The organism is Humidesulfovibrio sp. (genome assembly GCF_030689645.1).
In the GTDB taxonomy this organism is placed as follows: domain Bacteria; phylum Desulfobacterota; class Desulfovibrionia; order Desulfovibrionales; family Desulfovibrionaceae; genus Humidesulfovibrio.
In genome coordinates this window covers 72,863-90,339 of the sequence record NZ_JAUYFU010000100.1, presented here as the reverse complement: position 1 = coordinate 90,339, position 17,477 = coordinate 72,863, and the positions used below count along the sequence as shown (strand labels likewise).

General features: G+C 63.0%; 19 protein-coding genes. 6 read left to right on the top strand and 13 right to left on the bottom strand.

The annotated features are described in order from the left end of the window. Nucleotides 1–785: hydroxyethylthiazole kinase (thiM, locus tag Q8O35_RS13710; RefSeq protein ID WP_305574284.1), on the bottom strand; the 785-nt coding region annotated here is incomplete at its 3' end. A 110-nt stretch (nt 786–895) separates the two neighbouring features. Here thiM and Q8O35_RS13705 point away from each other — a divergent pair. Together Q8O35_RS13705 and Q8O35_RS13700 are read left to right on the top strand one after the other, a co-directional pair. Beyond that, complete coding sequence (locus tag Q8O35_RS13705; RefSeq protein WP_305574281.1) at nt 896–2,113, top strand: PLP-dependent aminotransferase family protein; 1,218 nt, start codon at nt 896–898, stop codon at nt 2,111–2,113. Beyond that, entirely contained in the window at nt 2,110–3,348 is a 1,239-nt protein-coding gene (locus tag Q8O35_RS13700; protein ID WP_305574279.1) for an ABC transporter permease, read from the top strand. Before Q8O35_RS13705 ends, Q8O35_RS13700 begins: the two co-directional genes overlap by 4 nt. Nucleotides 3,349–3,395: 47 nt before the next feature. On the opposite strand, the gene Q8O35_RS13695 is transcribed toward Q8O35_RS13700, so the two are convergent. From Q8O35_RS13695 to Q8O35_RS13650, 10 genes are all read right to left on the bottom strand, one after another. Next, entirely contained in the window at nt 3,396–3,977 is a 582-nt protein-coding gene (locus Q8O35_RS13695; protein ID WP_305574277.1) for a hypothetical protein, read from the bottom strand. Nucleotides 3,978–4,115: 138 nt separating this feature from the next. Next, nucleotides 4,116–5,696: a portal protein gene (locus Q8O35_RS13690; protein WP_305574275.1), complete on the bottom strand. Its 1,581-nt coding sequence runs from the start codon at nt 5,694–5,696 to the stop codon at nt 4,116–4,118. Then, nucleotides 5,693–6,046: a hypothetical protein gene (locus Q8O35_RS13685; protein ID WP_305574273.1), complete on the bottom strand. Its 354-nt coding sequence runs from the start codon at nt 6,044–6,046 to the stop codon at nt 5,693–5,695. Before Q8O35_RS13685 ends, Q8O35_RS13690 begins: the two co-directional genes overlap by 4 nt. 438 nt (nt 6,047–6,484) lie before the next feature. Then, nucleotides 6,485–7,588: a GGDEF domain-containing protein gene (locus tag Q8O35_RS13680; RefSeq protein ID WP_305574271.1), complete on the bottom strand. Its 1,104-nt coding sequence runs from the start codon at nt 7,586–7,588 to the stop codon at nt 6,485–6,487. 5 nt (nt 7,589–7,593) lie between these two features. Then, on the bottom strand, nt 7,594–7,890 hold the full coding sequence (locus Q8O35_RS13675; RefSeq protein WP_305574269.1) for a DUF4911 domain-containing protein: 297 nt from the start codon (nt 7,888–7,890) through the stop codon (nt 7,594–7,596). A gap of 4 nt (nt 7,891–7,894) precedes the next feature. After that, entirely contained in the window at nt 7,895–10,039 is a 2,145-nt protein-coding gene (locus Q8O35_RS13670) for a PEP/pyruvate-binding domain-containing protein (RefSeq protein WP_305574267.1), read from the bottom strand. 103 nt (nt 10,040–10,142) lie between these two features. Continuing rightward, nucleotides 10,143–10,868, bottom strand: coding sequence for a hypothetical protein (locus tag Q8O35_RS13665; protein WP_305574265.1), 726 nt, complete (start codon nt 10,866–10,868; stop codon nt 10,143–10,145). 1 nt (nt 10,869) lies between these two features. Further along, nucleotides 10,870–12,126, bottom strand: coding sequence for a sulfite exporter TauE/SafE family protein (locus Q8O35_RS13660; protein WP_305574263.1), 1,257 nt, complete (start codon nt 12,124–12,126; stop codon nt 10,870–10,872). A 92-nt stretch (nt 12,127–12,218) separates the two neighbouring features. Next, nucleotides 12,219–12,605, bottom strand: a complete 387-nt coding sequence (locus tag Q8O35_RS13655; RefSeq protein ID WP_305574261.1) for a response regulator — start codon at nt 12,603–12,605, stop codon at nt 12,219–12,221. Further along, nucleotides 12,602–13,021: a hypothetical protein gene (locus Q8O35_RS13650; RefSeq protein WP_305574259.1), complete on the bottom strand. Its 420-nt coding sequence runs from the start codon at nt 13,019–13,021 to the stop codon at nt 12,602–12,604. The genes Q8O35_RS13655 and Q8O35_RS13650 overlap by 4 nt, the downstream gene beginning before the upstream one ends. 212 nt (nt 13,022–13,233) lie before the next feature. Here Q8O35_RS13650 and Q8O35_RS13645 point away from each other — a divergent pair, with 212 nt between their 5' ends. Together Q8O35_RS13645 and Q8O35_RS13640 are read left to right on the top strand one after the other, a co-directional pair. Then, nucleotides 13,234–13,860, top strand: coding sequence for a TetR/AcrR family transcriptional regulator (locus Q8O35_RS13645; protein WP_305574257.1), 627 nt, complete (start codon nt 13,234–13,236; stop codon nt 13,858–13,860). Nucleotides 13,861–13,998: 138 nt separating this feature from the next. Next, entirely contained in the window at nt 13,999–14,532 is a 534-nt protein-coding gene (locus tag Q8O35_RS13640) for a carboxymuconolactone decarboxylase family protein (protein ID WP_305574255.1), read from the top strand. Between the two features lie 61 nt (nt 14,533–14,593). Here Q8O35_RS13640 and Q8O35_RS13635 read toward each other — a convergent pair whose 3' ends face one another. Beyond that, nucleotides 14,594–14,827 carry a DNA-binding protein gene (locus Q8O35_RS13635; protein WP_305574253.1) on the bottom strand — a complete coding sequence of 78 codons (234 nt, stop codon included), beginning with the start codon at nt 14,825–14,827 and terminating at the stop codon, nt 14,594–14,596. 509 nt (nt 14,828–15,336) lie between these two features. On the opposite strand from Q8O35_RS13635, the gene Q8O35_RS13630 reads away from it, so the two are divergent. Both Q8O35_RS13630 and Q8O35_RS13625 read left to right on the top strand, forming a co-directional pair. Further along, complete coding sequence (locus tag Q8O35_RS13630) at nt 15,337–16,080, top strand: S24 family peptidase (protein ID WP_305574251.1); 744 nt, start codon at nt 15,337–15,339, stop codon at nt 16,078–16,080. 91 nt (nt 16,081–16,171) lie between these two features. Further along, complete coding sequence (locus Q8O35_RS13625; protein ID WP_305574249.1) at nt 16,172–16,678, top strand: polymer-forming cytoskeletal protein; 507 nt, start codon at nt 16,172–16,174, stop codon at nt 16,676–16,678. A gap of 74 nt (nt 16,679–16,752) precedes the next feature. On the opposite strand, the gene Q8O35_RS13620 is transcribed toward Q8O35_RS13625, so the two are convergent. Further along, nucleotides 16,753–17,427: a hypothetical protein gene (locus Q8O35_RS13620; RefSeq protein WP_305574247.1), complete on the bottom strand. Its 675-nt coding sequence runs from the start codon at nt 17,425–17,427 to the stop codon at nt 16,753–16,755. Nucleotides 17,428–17,477 lie beyond the last annotated feature (50 nt).

The following is a 17,477-nucleotide window of genomic DNA, read 5'->3' as shown; positions in this document are numbered from 1 at the left end:
GCCTTGGCCTCAGCCATTTCCCCGGCGATCTTCATGGTGATTGAGGCGTGCAGCGCGGCTTCCAGCGGATTCTTGTTCACCGCGGCAAAAGCCGCGCACAGGGCCGTGGCCGTGCAGCCCAGGCCGGTTACGCGGGGCATGAGCGGACTGCCGCCCAAAACGCGCACCCTTGCCCCGCCCTCGGCGACGAGGTCCACCTCGCCGCTGACGACCACGGCGCAGGCATGCTTCATGGACAGGGTGCGGGCCGCCGTGCCCGCCGCGTCGCTCTTGGCGGTGGAATCCACTCCGCGCGCGGCGGAGTCGCTGTCGCCCGCCAGGGTCATGATCTCGGAGGCGTTGCCCCGAATGATGAAAGGCTGGTGCGAGCCCAAAAGCGCCAGGGGGGTGACGGTGCGCAGCATGCTTGCCCCTGCGCCCACGGGGTCGAGGACCACAGGCACGCGGGCCTCGTCCGCAGCCGCCCAGGCGGGCTCCATGGCCACCAGGTATTCCGGGGCCACGGTGCCGAGGTTGATGACCAGAGCGCCGGAGATGGCCACCAGCTCGGCCATTTCTTCCGCCGCATGGCTCATGATGGGCGAGGCGCCGATGGCCAGCAGTGCGTTGGCCGTGGTGTTGGTCACCACATAGTTGGTGATGGACAGCACCACGGGATTCTTGGCCCGGATGGCTTCGATATCGCGAAAAACCTTGTCGGCGTCGGTCATGGGGAGGGCTCCTTCAGCGGATTGTGCGGCGGCCAGCTCCACGGATCGCCCCCAGGGCGCCTGCGGAGTGGTCATCAGGAAAGAATCTCTGCTTGCAGGCCCGTTGTCAAGCCGGGAAGGCTTGAAATCAAGCGGACTCAAGCCTACACTCTCTCTGCAGCGCATATACTACAAGGAGACCCCCCATGCCCCAGTTCGCCGACCGCGTGGCCAAAGCCCAGCGATCCTTCATCCGCGAGATCCTCAAAGTCACTGCCGATCCCACAGTCATTTCCTTTGCCGGCGGCCTGCCCAACCCGGCTTCGTTCCCCGTGCCAGAGATCGCCGCCGCAGCCGCCAAGGTGCTGTACGAATCCGGCCCCAGCGCACTACAGTACTCCACCACCGAGGGCTACCTGCCCCTGCGCCAGTGGATCGCCAAGCGCTACCAGACCCGCATGGGCATGGACGTCGATCCGAGCGACATCCTCATCACCACCGGCTCCCAGCAGGCCCTCGACCTGGTGGCCAAGGTCGTGATCAACGCGGGCGATGTCGTCGTCATGGAAAAGCCCGGCTACCTGGGCGCGATCCAGGCCTTCACCCTCTTCCGTCCCAGCTGGCGCTCCGTGCCCCTGGAAAACGACGGCCCGGACCTGGACGCCCTTGAGAAGGCCGTGGCCGGAGCCAAGCTGTTCTACGCGGTCACGAGCTTCCAGAACCCCTCGGGCCTGTCCTACTCCGAGGAGAAGCGCGCCAAGGTCGCGGAGATCCTGTCCCGGCACAAAATATTCTTCCTTGAGGACGACCCGTACGGCGAGCTGCGCTTCAAGGGCCAGGCGCTCCCTCCGGTGTACAAGCAGCGCCCGGAGAACTCCATGCTTCTCGGCACCTTCTCCAAGGTCGCCGCGCCCGGCTTCCGCCTGGGCTGGATCGTGGCCAAGGGTGAGATCATGGAGCGGCTGATCATCGCCAAGCAGGCGGCCGACCTGCACACCGGCTCCCTGGACCAGATGATCGTGCACCAGTTCCTGGCCGACAACGACTTCGAGGCCCATGTGGAGCGCATCCGCGAGCTGTACGGCAACCAGTGCCGGACCATGCAGGCCTCCATCGCCAAGCACTTCCCCAAGAACGTCCACGTCACCGAGCCCGAGGGCGGCATGTTCCTCTGGGTCACCCTGCCCGAAAACGTTTCGGCCATGGATGTCCTGAAGCGCGCCGTGGAATGCAAGGTGGCCTTCGTGCCCGGCGCGGCCTTCTTTGTGGACGGCACGGGCGAGAACACCCTGCGCCTCAACTACTCCAACGCCGACGCCGCAACTATCGACGAGGGCATCAAGCGCCTGGCCGCGTGCCTGGGAACCTGCATGGCCGAGGCCAACGCGGGTGGACCCGGCGCAGCGGCCTGCAAGGGAGCATGACGCCTGGCTGGCTGATCCTGCTGGCGCGGCTGCGCCGCATGGCCCTGGCGGCAGTCTGGGCCTACAAGGCGCGCTCGCTCTTCGTGATTCTGGGCGTGGGCTTTGGCGTTGCCTCGCTCACGCTCATCGTCACCGCCGTGGACGGGGCCGAGCGCAAAGCCGTGGAGCTGGTGGAGTGGTTCGGGCCTGACGCGGCCCTGGTCTTTGGAGGCAACTTCAAAAAACAGGCCGTTGGCGCCCGCAACAACACCCTGACCCAGGACGACATCCGCACCATCAGCCAGTCCCTGCCTGGCGTGTCCATGGTGGTGCCCATGCGCGCCAAGCCGGAAGTGCCTATGCGCTACCAGGACAGGAACCTGCCCGGCAGCCTGGTCATCGGGGCCACGGAAAACTACGCCCAGGCCTGGAACTGGCCGTTGGTGGAAGGCCGCGACCTCTCCGAGGAAGATGTGCGCCTGGGCGCGCGCGTGGCCCTCATCGGCGACAAGCCCGCCCGCGAGCTCTTCGGAGAAGAATCCCCCGTGGGTCGCACCTTCCAGGTGGGCAAGTTCCAGGTGCAGGTCGTTGGGCGGCTCAAGTACCGCGGGGCCTCGGGCGGCGGCGGAGACGTGGACGACCGCATCATCATCCCCATCAGCACCCTCACCAGCCGCTTCAACCTGGACCGCAAATACTACCGGGCCATGCGCATCAAGTTCCTGGAACCGCAGCACATGAGCACCCATGTGGAGAACCTGCGCGCCTTCCTGCGCATGAGCCACAACCTCACGCCCACCCAGGACGACGACTTCTCCATCATCACCGCCGACGAGATCCTGAAATTCCTGTCCGCCTTCAAGGGCGGACTTGTGGCCTTTTTGGGCGTCACCGCAGCCGCGTCCATGTCCGTGGGCGGCTTCGTCCTCGCCAACCTCTTCTCCATCAGCGTCAGCGAGCGCAGCCGCGAGATCGGGCTGAAAAAGGCCCTGGGAGCCACGCAAAACGCCATCCTCACGCAATTCCTGCTGGAGGCCGCAGTGCTTACGGCCATCGGCGGGCTGGTGGGCCTCGGCCTCGGCCTGGGCCTCGGCCAGCTGCTCACTCGGCTGGGCATGCTGCAGATCCTTTTCTCCTGGAAGGTGTTTTTTCTGTCTCTCGGCAGCGCACTGTTGATTGGTCTCGTGTTCGGCATCAAGCCAGCACGTGCAGCGGCACAGCTCGATCCCATCGCCGCGTTGCGGGGGGATGCGTAGGGGGAGAGCAGAGACCGATTTTTCCAGGGGGGATGATCCCCCCTCCACTACCTTCCCAGTTTGGCGGCCAGCCAGGATGTCGGCGCCGGAGCGCCCACAGGCGAGGCTTCACGCGCATCCACGCCGCGAGCTTCACGCAGCTTGTCCGCATAGCCGGCCCAAAAGGACTGCGCCAGGGACGTTGACGCGGTGATGGGATAGGCCAGTGTTGCCGAAAGCCGTGCGGTAAGCACCTCGCACAGCAACGGGTCGTACAGGCGCGGGTCGTCGATGCGACGGATGTAAAGCACCTGCAAGGGGCCGGGCTCGTTACACAGAATGACCCCGGCCTGCACCTCCCAGGCTTCCAGATCCGTCCCGCCAACACTGACCGAAAGCACGCGCAGACAGTCCGCTGGCAGCGGGTACCCGGCCTGGTATTTCCAACCAGCAGACGCGGCGCTGGCGGCCAGTTCAGCCTGGGCGCTGGCGCAATTCCAGGGGTGCGCGCGCAGCACGGCGTCGCGCACGGCAGGCCAGCGCTGGTTGCACAACCGCGCGGCCTTGGTGTTGTCGGCGAGGGAGGCGATGGCCTCCTCGCCCAGATCCGTGAGGGCGTTGTTGCAGATCTCGATGACACTTGTGGCCATGCTGTTTTCCTTCTGTTGTTTTGAGTGGCTGAAGGAGGGAGAATCAAGGGGCGCCGCCCCTTGGACCCCGCCAGAGGGCATTCGCCCTCTGGACTCCCTTAGGTTTTGAGACTCATAGCCAGAGGCCGCTCCTTGCCTTTACTCCTTTCTCGCCAGCCGCAAGGCCTCGACAGTCTCCTTGGGCCGCAGGTATTCCGGCGGAAGTCCGAACAACGTGGCCGCATGGCGGGCCATGGCGTCAGGCTCGAAGTTGTCCAGGATGCGGAAGGGATCGCCCCCTGCAAGCAGTGGTTGCAGGTAGCGCACGGCCTGAGCCAGATTCTCCGCCTCGGCCTGGCGCTGCGCCTGAGCCACGGGCGTGGCGTAGTCCACACGCAACGAGCCTTGGGGCAGGGTCTTGGGCCAAGGCGGCAGTTCGCCTTCACGCAGCAAGATATTGAAGGCGCGCTCGATGAGCGGTGCCAGGAACTCAGTCTGCAAACGCCCCAGAACCGGACCCAGGATGCGCATCTTCTCGCCCTGGCGGATGAGGGCCTCGGTTGCGGTGCTGTTGACCGCCTCCGGGGCAAGCTGATCGGCCAGGAAGATGCGCCGGATGCTCTGCCTGCGGCGCTCGATCATAACCTCGATGGAGCCCAGGTCCACGCGCACTGGCAGAGCCTCGATGCGATCCTGGGAGCCCGCGCGGTAGTAGGACAGGCCGCCCGGGCCGGAGTGGATGGGGCCAAGGAACCCATCGTCCGGCACCATGAGCGGCGGATCGGACATCTTCTCAGCAGCCATGAGGGCCGTGCGGCTCATGGCATTCAACACGCGCACGTCTGAAAGCGCCGTCAGGGCCGGGCCGCGGCCATAGGCCTCGCCAGACACCTTGGCCCAGCGCGGGCACATGTAAGGCAGCTCGTGGTAGCCGGACTCCTCCAGCACCACGCCGCTGTCCTGCTCAATAAAGAAGCAGGCAAAGGGGAAGTGGATGCTGCCTGGGCTGCCAGGATCGCGATCCAAACGGGGGAACGCGGCATGCACAATATTCACCCGCGCTTCCGGGCTTTCAAGAGCAAGCTTTTGCACATCAAGCGAGCAGGCCCTGCCCCACTGCTGCAGGGCTTGGCGCGCAGTGAGCGAATACGTGCGGATTACTGTGTCCACCATGCCCCGCGCGTCCTCCGCCAGATGGACCTCTGAAAGTGGCCGCGCGCTGAAGCGGACAAGGGAATCCGGGTCCGGCTCCACATAGAGCACGGCTGTGCCGAAAAGGCAGAGGTCCAGATAGAGCTCGTGTACGCAAGCCTGAAAGCCCGTGGCCTCGGTGTTGAACAGGGCCAGCAGGCGCTCCCGGCAGTGTCCAAGAAAGGCGCGCACCTCATCGCTGTCCGGCGATCCTTTGTGCAGGCGCAGGTCGAACCAGGGCAAAGCCGGGTTCGTCAAAAGCCCGCCAAGGCCCGACGCCAAAAGCTCCAGGGAATGGGCAGGGGTCGAGTCGAATACGGCCTCGTCACCTGGCCGTGCACCCTGGGACAGCCCGTAAGCCTGCCCGCCCTTGCGCGGCATGATCTGCGCCGCGAGTTCGCGCCAGGCAGGGGTCCAGTGGTCGCGCGCTGCGCGCAGGGCGGCCAAACGGTCCAGCACGGCCTGCGCCTTCTGGCGGGAGTCATTGTCAGTGTCGAGACGTTTGCCGCCTTCCTGCGCCGACATGCACGCGTTGTGTTGGGCGCTCATTGTCCCAACCTCGCCTTGAGCTGGCTTTCGCCCACGGCTGGCGAACCCGCCGCACCACCCAGTGTCTCCGCGTGGCTCGTCTGGCTGGACATGCCGTGTTGCCCGCCCTGATTCGCTCGATTGGCGCGGTCTGCCTGCCGTGCCTTGGCCAGGAGCGCTGCTTCAGCCTTCTTGCGGTCCGCCTGCCGACGCGCCTCTGCCGCCTGCAATTCCGCTGCGGCTCCGGCGGTGTCCGCGCCAGCGTCCCTGGCGCGTTGTGATTCCGCGCCGCCAGCCAGGGAGCCAAGCACTGACCCGAAGATCATGTTGCCGATGATGGAGATGGGATTGAACCCGCCGCCTCCGCCCATGTATGCCTCCTTTGCTTGAGACCAGGCGGGTTGCCCGGTCCATTGCCGGAAGTATAGTCCGGCAATGCGGGGCTGGACTTTTTTGGCATATAATTGGCTGGGAAAAGGACAAGAATGGCGTCTTGACAGGATTTTCAGCAGCCGCAGAAAAGGAAAAAGGGCCGGTTGCAGCGGCCCTTTTTCGGGAGGAGGGGGAAGGAGTCCAGATGGTGCGTTCGCTGGCCCGGAAAAGGGGTGGGGATGGGGTGGGTGGGTTTGGTTGTTCGTCTCCCGAGCCCGCGTCGCGCAATCTGCATGTACATGAGCACGTGTCGTGCCAACAACTCATTGTTCAAGCACAACATGTGCTTACACCACAATGCCTGGCAAACACAGCCTAGTCTAAAGGCTCAGCATGTGCACCGCGGTGCACAGAAGTGCAACCAGTATGTGCAGGGGCTAGGATTCAGGCACCGCACTTTCGGCCACTACGGCATGCCCGGGGATCTTCTTGGCCTTGTAGCTGCTCGCGTCGGCCTGGCGCAGCAGCAATTCCGGATCCTGTGGAGCGTCCAGACTCAGGGTGGCAATGCCCACGCTCATGGTGATGCGGTGCGTTCCAGGCAAAGCGTCAAAGGTCTGGAACAGGCGCTGCGCCACTTCCCGGGCGGTGTCGAGACTGGCGCCAGGCAACACTGCGGCGAACTCATCGCCGCCCATGCGCACGGGCAGATCTTCTGCGCGCAAGGTTTTGCGCATGGCCTGGGCCACCAGCAGCAGCACGCGGTCGCCCTCCTCGTGCCCCAAGGTGTCGTTAACCGCCTTGAAGCCGTCCAGATCAAGGCACAAGAGGCTCAACGGAACACTGGAGCGGACAGCATGAGCCATTTCGCGGCGCAGGCCTTCAAACATGGCCCGCCGGTTGGGCAGGCCGGTGAGGGGGTCATTCAGGGCCAGCTCCGCCAACTGCGTGGTCCGGCGCGCCACCTCGGCCTCCAGGCTCTGAGCATACTGCTCCAATTCCTGTTTGCTGCGCTCCACCTCGCCCAGCAGTGAGTGGATGTAGGTGTCGAACACCAGCGACAGGTCAAAAAGTAAAAACCGCTCCAGACTGGCGCTCAGGTTTGAGCACAGCCCGCATTGGCCTTCCATGCGCGAACCGGTAAGACGGCTTCGCAGGATGTCCAAAAGGGTGCGCATGGAAGAGACGTAGAGCTTCGGCGGCACGCCGATGCGGTTGTGCACCATGCCCACACGCAGGCGCGAAAGCACGTAGATGTCGTCGTATATGCCGCTGAACAAGGTGCGCAGATAGCGCCCAAGGTGGTGCTTCAACCGGCCAAGGGACTCGGAATCGCCGATGAGGCGGTCGATCTCCGGCGTGGCCACCTGATTGGCGTAGAACTCCTCGACGATCTCCTGCTCCTGCTGGGCGATGGTTGGCCCGGCCTGCCGCATGAGGGCCTCTGTTTCGGGGGTGATGCCGAACAGCTCCTTGCGCCGGGCTATCTCCCGCGCGGTGATATGCAGCTGATCCCCAAGATTCTGAGCGGTATGCGTCATGACGGCTATCCTTTTGCGCCAAGGGGCTGGCCCAGGCCCAACATATCCTGCGGGGCAGCGGGTGGCTGGGGCGCGCTTTCGTCAACCAGCAAGGTCAGCTCCAATTCGTTGCGGATCGCGGCCAGAAACTGACGCACCTGTCCGCCAGCGCCGGGCGCGTATCGAAGGCAAAGCACCTCGCGCCCGTTGGCGTCGGCCCCAAGCGAGGTGAACATGGCCAGGCCCTCATGAGCCTCCAGAAGGAAACGGAAAAATGCCACGTGAGGGCGCGGCAGGCGCAGGTACAGCATTTCGGAACGCATGCATTCAATCCTTTTCAGATGGGGACTGGACTGGCCGGGCGAGCATCTCGCCGATCTCGCGCAGGATCTTTTCGCGGTGCAGGCGCACCTGCGCCGGAATGCGCATGATCATGTCCAATTGGCGGGTGTGGATGATGAGATAGCCGAGCACGCGCAGTCGGTCCATGAGCTCCGAGGTGGTGAGCCCCTCCACGCGGGCGATGAGAGCGTCTTCGTTGACGTCTATTCCGAAGCCGAACTCCTTGAGCAGGCCGGACACAAAGGCAATTCGCCGCGCGCGCCGGGTTCTCTCGGCCGCACCGCCGCGAAACTGGAAGCTGACGAAGTTCTCCCGCGCTCGCTCGCCCACCAGGGCCTCGATGGTCACGAAATGGTAGCCGAAGCGCGACGACAACGACACGTAAGCCTTGGAAAGAAGGATATGATTCTGCACACCGAAGTCGAAGCCCCCGGTGATGGAGATTTCCGGGTTGGTGGTAGACTCATACATGATGGACAAAAAGCCGCGCGCGTCGATGGGCGGCGGCCCAGCCCAGGGAAAGGCGCTGATGCCCTCCCATACGGCCAGAAACGGCGGAGAGTCGATGTTCTCCAGCCGTATGAACTTGCCTTCCGGCGCAGCGCTGAAGGCGTCCTCCAGGTTGATTATCCACCACTGCATGGCCGCGCCGCCAGCCCAAAGCTGCTTGGCCTGGCGCTCGGAAAAGTCCTGCTGGCTGCGGCCGAAGTCGAACATGGCGTCCACCCCGCGCTGATGGGCGAGGCGCGCCACGTCGCGCACGGTGCGGCAGTTGGCGGCGCGGAATCCGGGATCTTCCGGCGCTGGCAGAGTAAGGGGCGAAAGGAGCTCCAGCAGTTCGCAGAGCCGCGCGTGCACAGGCGAGCCTTCCATGTGTGATCGCCCGACCGGGGAAACCATGGCCTCGTCGCCCTGCTCCGCCTCGCTTTTCTGGCTTTGATCGTCCGAGGCTGGCTCAGGTCCGCAGCGCAACAGGCTGAAGGCTCCATCCGGTCCTTGCAGCCACTCGAACCGGGCGGGCGCGCCCAGGCCCTCCTGGAGTTTGCGGGCCAGTTCCGCCAGGCGCGCGGCGTCTTCCGGCTCCAGCCCGGCGGCCTGAGCCGAGGCGGCGGGGTTTGAGCTGTTGCAGGTGCCCCGAGTTGCGGACTCTGGCACCGCCAGCATGCCCACGCAGAGCGACACGTCGATGTCCGCGATGCCGCGTGAGAGTCTGCGGGCCATGGCCTGTGAAGAATACTTGCCGGCCACGGCGCGGCGATAGGCGTCAAGGGCGTCGCCGCAGGGCACGGAAAACTGCGCAGGATACGAGCCGGTGAAGCCCTGGCCCTCGCCCAGGCTCACAGGAAGCACACAGAGGTGCGTTTCCCCGCAGGCGCGCATGAGTCCGTCGCAGGCGCTGGTGATGGCCTGGGCCAGCTCATCCGGCAGGGGCGCGGCCAGAATGAGCGCCTGAATCTCGCGGCTCATGGCCTTCAGCGCTGCATCGTCAGCCCCATAGATGGCAGGGATGCGGTCGGCCAGAGCCTCGTCGTCGCCGGTTTGCGAGCCCGCGTCGTACAGGGTCTGAATGCGGCGGGCCATTTCCTCACGCAGGCCGGGCTGTGAGGCGAAGAGCTCATACGCGCAGGCCCCCACCACAAAACCCTGGGGCACGGGCAGGCCCAGGCGGTTCTTGATGTCGCCCAGCTCGGCCAGCCGAGCGCCCATGAGGTCGGCCTGGGCGGCGTCCAGGGTGCTGATGTCGGCCACGAGCACGCCGCAGACCGGCGCCTTGCGGCGGCCAAGCACCTCCTCCACGCGGGCGGAGAGGTCATGGAAACATGGTTTGAGATGCCCGGCGCTCGTGGGCGCAAGCGCCTCCAGGTGCTTGATCATGCGGAAGGCGTTGACGATGATGGCCGTCGATCCGGCACGCAGAAAGGTCATGCCGAAGACGCGCCCATCGGTGGTGGCGCGCTCCATGTCGGAGAGGGTGGACAGGAGACGCTTGCCGGCGGTCAGGAGCAGGCGGAAGTTGGTGTGGCGGCGGCGAAATTCCGCGCCGATCCGCTCCACCTCGCCGGTGTCGACCACGGGGCGCGGGCGGGCGCAGCCAAACAACGAACGAACAGCATCAAATATCCCGGCCACAGGCAGCCTCCCATACGTATCTCATAGCGGCGGCGGGCAGAAAAAGCAAACGCCCCCGGCGGAATGACCACCGGGGGCGCGCTACAGCGGATTCTTCGGAAGCCTAGGCTTCCTTCTTGATCTTAGGCTTGCTCATGCCCAGGCCGACGCCGCCGAACATGTCGAAGATGGCGTAGCCGTACCACATGGTGTAGATGACGTAGAACACCAGGAGGCCAACCAGAGCCAGCACGTTGTCCAGAACCTTCTCGCTCTTGATGCCGTAGAAGTTGTAGCCGGGCTCAAGTCCGCGCTTGTTCACCTGGCCCACAACCTTGGCTTCCTGAATGAGCTTCTGCTTCTGCAGTTCCTTGATGGAAGGATCAAGCACGCTCCACCAGGCCTTGACGATGGTCTTCTCGGCGTCCTTGTCGGTCGTGGCGTAACGGTCGAGCACGGCCTTGCCCCTGTCGTTGAACAGGTCGTCGGCGTCCGTCAGGGCTGCGGAAAGAATCTTGGACAAATCACCGGAGTAGGTGATGGCGTCATCCTTGAATTCAGCGGTGGCGCCAGCCTTGGTCAGGTTCTCCACGGCGCGGGCGGCCAGCTTAGGATCCTTCACCTTGGCGGTGATGGTGACAGTCTTGCCGTCAAGCTCCAGAACCTGCTTCTGCACGCCAGGAATGAAGTAGCTCGAACCCTTGGACAGGCGGTTGAACATGTTGTCCGCTGCATCCAGGCCGTTGCCATGGCCACCCCAGATGGGCAGGAAGAGCGAAACGAAGACGCACAGGAACGAGGCCATGAGCAGCAGGCCTTTCTTGAAGAGCGGCTTATTGGTGATAATCATCTTAGGCCTCCTGACGCAGCTTGCCGATGTTGCTGAAGAACTTGCTGAAGATCCAGAAGCCGAAGAAGGCGACAACAACCCAGAAGATGATGTTGCCGACAAACTCGATCTGATTGCACAAACCAAGGTCCAGCTTGATCATTTCGAGCTCGACCAGCTTCTTGGGCAGCACGGAAACACGGTTGATGAAGCCAGCGATAATGCTGATGGCGTAGAAGCCGCGGATGTGGATGCCCTTGACCACCTTGGTGGTGAGCGCGCCAACCTGAATGCCCAGGAGCGAGCCGATGAGCATGCCCATGGCCAGGGTGTAGAAAACGTAGCCGTAAATGGCGTACTGGCCCACGGCCGCAAAGCCCGCAGTGAAGATGATCTGAAGGATGTCGGTGCCGACGGTGGTCATGGAGGACACGCCGAAGATGTACACGAACATGGGGAAGGTGATGAAGCCGCCGCCCACGCCCATGATGGCCGCAAGGATGCCGACCACGACGCCGCCCGCGGCCACGATCCAGCCGGAGATCTTCTTGCCGCCGGGCACGAAGTCTTCGTCGAAGGTGATCATCGGGGCAAGCTTGATGTTCTGGATGGTGGCGGCCAGGCCGGTGGAGCCGGAAGAGCTGCTCTGGGCATCATGGCCGCTGCCGGTCTCGCCCCTTCTGCTGGCGGAAAGGAAGTCAAACAGGGCGTAGAAGCCCAGAAAACCCAGCAGCACCGCGTAAATGGAGCTGATGAACATTTCGGAAAGCAGCGGGTCGGTGTCGTACAGGGTCTTGTTGATCCAGCCGCCAATGATGGTGCCGCCGCCGGAACCAACCAGGAAGGCGATCGCCAGCTTGGTGGAGACGTTGCCAAGCTTCTTGTGCACAGCGGTGCCCATGATGGCCTTGGCGAAGATGTGGAAGAGGTCGGTGCCGACCGCCAGGATGCCCTTGACGCCAGCGGCCATAAGCGCCGGGGTGATGATGAAGCCGCCGCCCGCGCCGATGCAGCCGGTGATGAGGCCAGCCGCCAGGCCGACAAAAATGGAAACGACGAAGATGGTGTTGGTGTAGAAGGCCGGGGCGTACGCCGTTTTTCCGCCGATCATGTCCGCAGCAAAGGCGAAGTTGATGAGCAGAATGGGCAGGACCATGAGCCCCAGAATAAGGAGCTTCTTCCTGCTTTTGACGATGGACAAGGACATTTCCATGTCCCATTTAGCGTGCGCGATGCTCGCCTGCTTGAGAAATTCAAAGACGTCTCTACCGAAGCCCATCAATCTCCCCTCCGTGTAAAAGTGTTTACGTGTACCCGGATACCGGCCCGAAGCCCGGCTCCGGTTCGTGTCCTAATCCAACAAGGGCGGCCCTACGTGGGCTTGCCCCCCTTAAGCGCTTTGTGTTCGCAGGCGTCCTGGAGCTTGAACACCAGCTCCTCAATGTCCACCGGCTTCATCAAATAATCAAAGGCCCCAAGCTCCAGCCCCTTCATGGCCGTTTCCACGTGGGCATGACCGGAGAGCATGAGCACGGCCACGCCAGGGTGGCTTGCGGCGATATGCTTGAGCGCTTCGATGCCGTCCATGCCAGGCATCTTCACGTCCAGCACCACTGCGTCCACCTGAGCGTTCTGCTTCAGCCAGACCAAGGCCTCGGCCGCGCTGCCAGCGGTGGATGACTCGATGCCGCGACGGCCCAAGCGCTTGGCCAGGGTTTCGCGGAAGTCCTGCTCGTCGTCGACCAAAAGAACCTTCATTCATTCTCCTGTGCGCCCTGCGGGCCGTCCGGTTTCGCACCGGCTGTGCCGAGTTGCGCGGCCAGAGCGCCTATTGCGGCCTTGAGCGCGCCGACGTGAGGCTCTTTCTCCACAACCAGGGCACCCTCGAACCCCGGGTGGGATTCCTCGCCCTCAAACACATGGAGCACCACCAGCACCTGCCCCGCGCATTCCTTAAGCCTGAGAGCAACCTCTGCCAGCCTGGCTCCAGCCGCCTCGGGGTCCAGCACCAGCACCTGCGGTGGCTTCGGACTAACCAGAGCCTCCAACAACTGCCCCGGAGTGGCCAGAGCTCCCACCCAGTGCCCCAATCCGCTCAGCTCCCGACAGAGAAACTCGCGCACGTGCGGGTTTCTGTCAGTGATGGCGATATCGAGCCGGGCGGTCGCAGGCATGTGCACTCCTTGGATATCCCCTTAGGGCAATTCCCATGCCATCAAAGCCGCAAACGCAACCAATTAGGATATCGAGGATTTATGCTGCGCCAAAGATCCATGTCAGGCACTTTTACAGGGGCGCAGTGTCAGCTTTCTTTACAGTCCGTTAAGTACCCAAAGCAGATGCGGCTCGCACTTGACCTCGCGAGACGACCGGTCTAGTATTTCGCATGCGAGACGCTCACAAAAAAGAAGACACCCGCCAGCGGCTGATCGAAGCCGGAGCGACCATTTTGCACCGGCAAGGCTACAACGGCACCGGAATCCAGGAAGTCCTGGCTGCCTGCGGAGTGCCCAAAGGCTCTTTCTACCATTTCTTCAAAAGCAAAGAGGACTTTGTCCTGGCTGTGGTTGATCACTACGCCACCAGGATGGGCAAACGCGTGCTCGAGCTATTCTCCGACGTCACGCTCTCTCCCCTTGCGCGCTTGAGCCTGTTTTTCGACCAAATGATTGAGCGTGTGAACGATGTTGACAACCCCTTCAGCTCCTGCGGCTGCCCCATCGGCAATCTTGTGCAGGAGATGGCCCCGTTGAACGCGGCCTTCCGCCACCGCCTGGACGAGGTGCTGGACGGACTTGAACGTGCGATGGCCACTGTTTTGCGCCAGGCGCAGGCCGTGGGCGAAATCGGCCCTAGGCATGATGCCGACGAGCTGGCGCGGTTCATCGTCGCCAGTTGGCACGGAGCCATCTTGCGCATGAAGGCCGCAGGCGGGCCCGAGCCCCTGGTGCGCGCCCGTGCCTTCCTCCTGGGCATGCTGAATGCCTCAGCCACAGGCAGACACAAGACCTAGGGACGCGTGCCACGCGGCTTAACACAACGCCAGAGCTGATGAAGGGATCGCGAATTTCGCTTTGCCTTGCACAGAATAGACCGGTCTAGTATGCGCCCGACGCGCTTCGTCGGTGTCTCATTACCCCTGGAGACGTTCATGAGCGAACAGACCAACACCTCCCCATTCCGTCTGGCCACCCAGACCCCGAAGACAGCCACAGACATCGTGGCCGAGGTGTTCAAGCTCTTTCCCAAGCAAGTGGGAATCCCTGAACCCTTACTGCTCTTTTCGGCGAGCCCTGGGCTACTTGGAGCCCAGATGGGCCTGCTCGGGTATTATCGGTCGCACCCCGGCCTAAGCTTTGAACTGCTGGCAGCAATCCGCTACCTTGCTTCACGACACCTGGAGGCCCCTGCTTGTCTCGAATTCAACCACAAACTGCTTCTGATGGCCGGAATGACCAATTCGGAAATTCAGGCCTTGCCTGGCACAGGTGGCGCGTTCAGCGAGGCCGAGCGCGCTGTGCTCTACTACGCTGTGCGCGTGCTGGCCGAGCCAGAATCCATCACGGATGAGACGATCGAGGACCTGCGTGGCTTGGGGTGGACAGATTCCAATCTGCTCGACGCGGCCATGCAGGCTGTGCACATGCAGGTTCCCGCCGCGCTGCTCAAGGCGCTGAAGCGATAACTGCGGTTTGCACCGACAGGGCCGGGGAAGCGCAGCGCTCCCCGGCCCTTCATACGAGGCATCAGGGCCGTAATGGCTCATCGTTACGCAGACTCGCTGAGAGATGCTGGTTGCGCTGAATCTGCACCCAGCGCTTGAGATCCTCGGGCAGGGCCCGCCAAGATCCGGAACCGGCGCGCCGCCAGGCCGGCAGACCCAGTTCGCTCACCAGCCGCACGATCTGCTTGGGGTTTTCCCCCACGGCCTCGCAGATGGCCCGCGCACCCTTCACGCAGATGCCAGCATGCATGTCCATGTGTGCCTCCTGAATAGGTCGATAAATATTGAAGGAGTCAGCGCCGTATTTCAGCGCAATACTTCTTGCCCGTTGACAATCATAATATTGTCTCCGAGGAACCACGCATACGCCAACGCCATGACTATTTTGCCAACAACCAGACTTTTTCGGACGAACGCCACTTCAAGTCGGTCTGTATCGAACCACCCCCAGAAATACGGACAACTTGCCCGCGAACGGTGCGCCATCGCTTGGAGCAGTGGCGCAGCAAGCCTTGATGGGCAGCGAATTACTCGCGTCGGCCCACGGCAGCCACAGCCCGAAGATCCGTGCCGGCACGGGAGCCACAGCACTTCTCACCCTAGGCGCTGATGCCCTTTTGTGCGACAGCATTTTGTCAAAAGTATATTTCTTTGTCAATATATCATACGCAAATTTGTGTGGACTTGGACAAAATATATGCTACAAATATGCCATGTCGCCAACGTCGCGCCACCCCTCGGTGCGCATAATCCAGGGAGAGGACTATGGACTTCACCAGCAACCTGCGCGAAATGCTCTGGGCCAGGGTGGGAGAGAACAAGGACTTCGCCAACCGTAAACGCATGGCCGATGCCCTGGGCATAGACCCCTCGCAACTCAACCGTTTCATGGAGGGCGAGCGCGGCCTCTCCGTGGAGACCCTGGGCCGCGTTTTGGATGGGCTTGGAGCCCGGCTTGTGCTCCCTGGCGAGACCTCTCCCGAGGCTGCCCGCGAGGTTTGCTTCGTTTCGCCGCGCACCACCGGCGCAGCAAACGACGCCGTGCCGCCCACGGCTGAGGACTATTTCGCCGTCCCCCTGGCGGCAGAACCGGTGGCAGCCGGACCAGGCCGCATCCCCCAGGACGACATCAGAGGCTGGGTGCTGGTGTGGCGGCACCACGAGTCCGTGCGCTTCCGCTCGGACCTGGTGGCCGTGACCATCGGCAAGGGCGAGACGTCCATGACACCAACCCTGCACCCCGGTGACATAGTGCTGGTGGACCGGGCCGAGAAATCTCCCGACCCCGCAGGCAAAATCATGCTGGTGACCGAGCCTGACGGCGGCTGCGCAATAAAGCGCGTGAGCACAAGGGCCGTTGACGGAGACGTGGAGCTCGTCTTCTACTCCGACAACTCACGCGATTACCCTCCGCGAGTGTACCGGCTGAACCGCGACTACGGCGGAGAGCTTTACAACGCCATAGGCGGGCGCGTAGTCTGGGCCTGGAGCGACATGACGCGCAAGTGAGCACTTCGTAGCGGCACTCGAAAGTTCTGGATTTTCCTGATGCTTATCGCTACAACCTGCGAAGGACATCTATATCTGTTCGAGGTGTGGAATGAAGTGGTTTTCCCGCATATTCTCTGAATCAGCGGACACGGACAATACGTCCGGGGAGCTGAACGCCTTTCTGGGAACCGGAACAAAGTTCACAGGACACCTTTCATTTGAAGGTTCTGTGCGCATTGACGGGCACTTCCTGGGCACAATTTCCGCCACAGGCACCCTCATTCTCGGCCGCGAGGCCGTAGTGAAAGGCGAAGTTGAGGTGGCGAGCCTCAACGCCAACGGCACCCTCATCGGCACCGTCCGCGCCAGCCGCCACGCCCATCTGCACGAGCACGCCGTGTTTGACGGGCACCTCGCCACCCCGGCCCTTGGCATGGACCAGGGCGCGGTGCTGAACGGAACCATCGAAATGCCGAACACCCACCCGCGCCAGGATCTGCACGAGATCCAGGAGGTGGACATGCCCGTGCTGCCCACCAATGGCGGCCGCTGCGCCGTGAAGACCACGCCTGCCATCGGCGCCGAGGCTGTGCAGGACAACGACGAAGTGAACTAGCCGCCTCTGCCATGCGCAGCAAAAAGCCCCCTGCTCCTGACTGGAGTGGGGGCTTTTTGCGTTGATTTGGAGGGCTAGCTTTTGAGATCGGCCTCGGAGGTCGGCAGAGCGTCTGGCTTTGGCGCTCTTTGAGCGCCGGGCTCGGGGTTGACGATCTCCACCGGCTCGTCTGCTGGCTTGGGGCTTGGCTTGGGCGCATCCTGGGGCGTCGGCGCGGCATCGCCGCTGCGCCTGGACTTGAACTCAGCCACGGCCTTTTCTTTCTGCGCCACACGCTGGGTCCAATCGCGCACAAAAAGCGTGCCCTGATCGGCCTTTGACTTGATTTCGATGCGTTCGCGCTCGTTCTTCGCCCGGTCGGCCAGAAGGTCGTTCAACACCTTACGGTTGTCCTCGGCCTGGCCAAGATTGCTGGCCATAATGGCCTCCATCTTGGCGATGTCGAGGCGGATCTCGGCTGCGCGGGCCTGAGCTTTTGCCAGCTTGGTGTTCAGATTGGCCAAGTCGTCCTGCCGGTCCGCCAGCTCTTCTTTCAATTTCGCCAGCTCCGCATCTTGATTTGCGCAAGCCAGCTCAAACTCGGCCTTGTTGATGGCCGAGCGCTTATTTTGGGGCACCTGGGCCGCCAGCTCCGCATCAACAGGCGAACCGAAGAGACCTCCCAGACTTATGGCTTGCGCAGCGGCGGGTGCCAGCAGGCAGGCGCAGAGAGCCACTGAGACAAGTTTTTTGATCAAACGAATGCGCATTGGCTCCTCCTGATGTGGGGGGGGACTGAATGATTCCAGGCTAGCGGAAA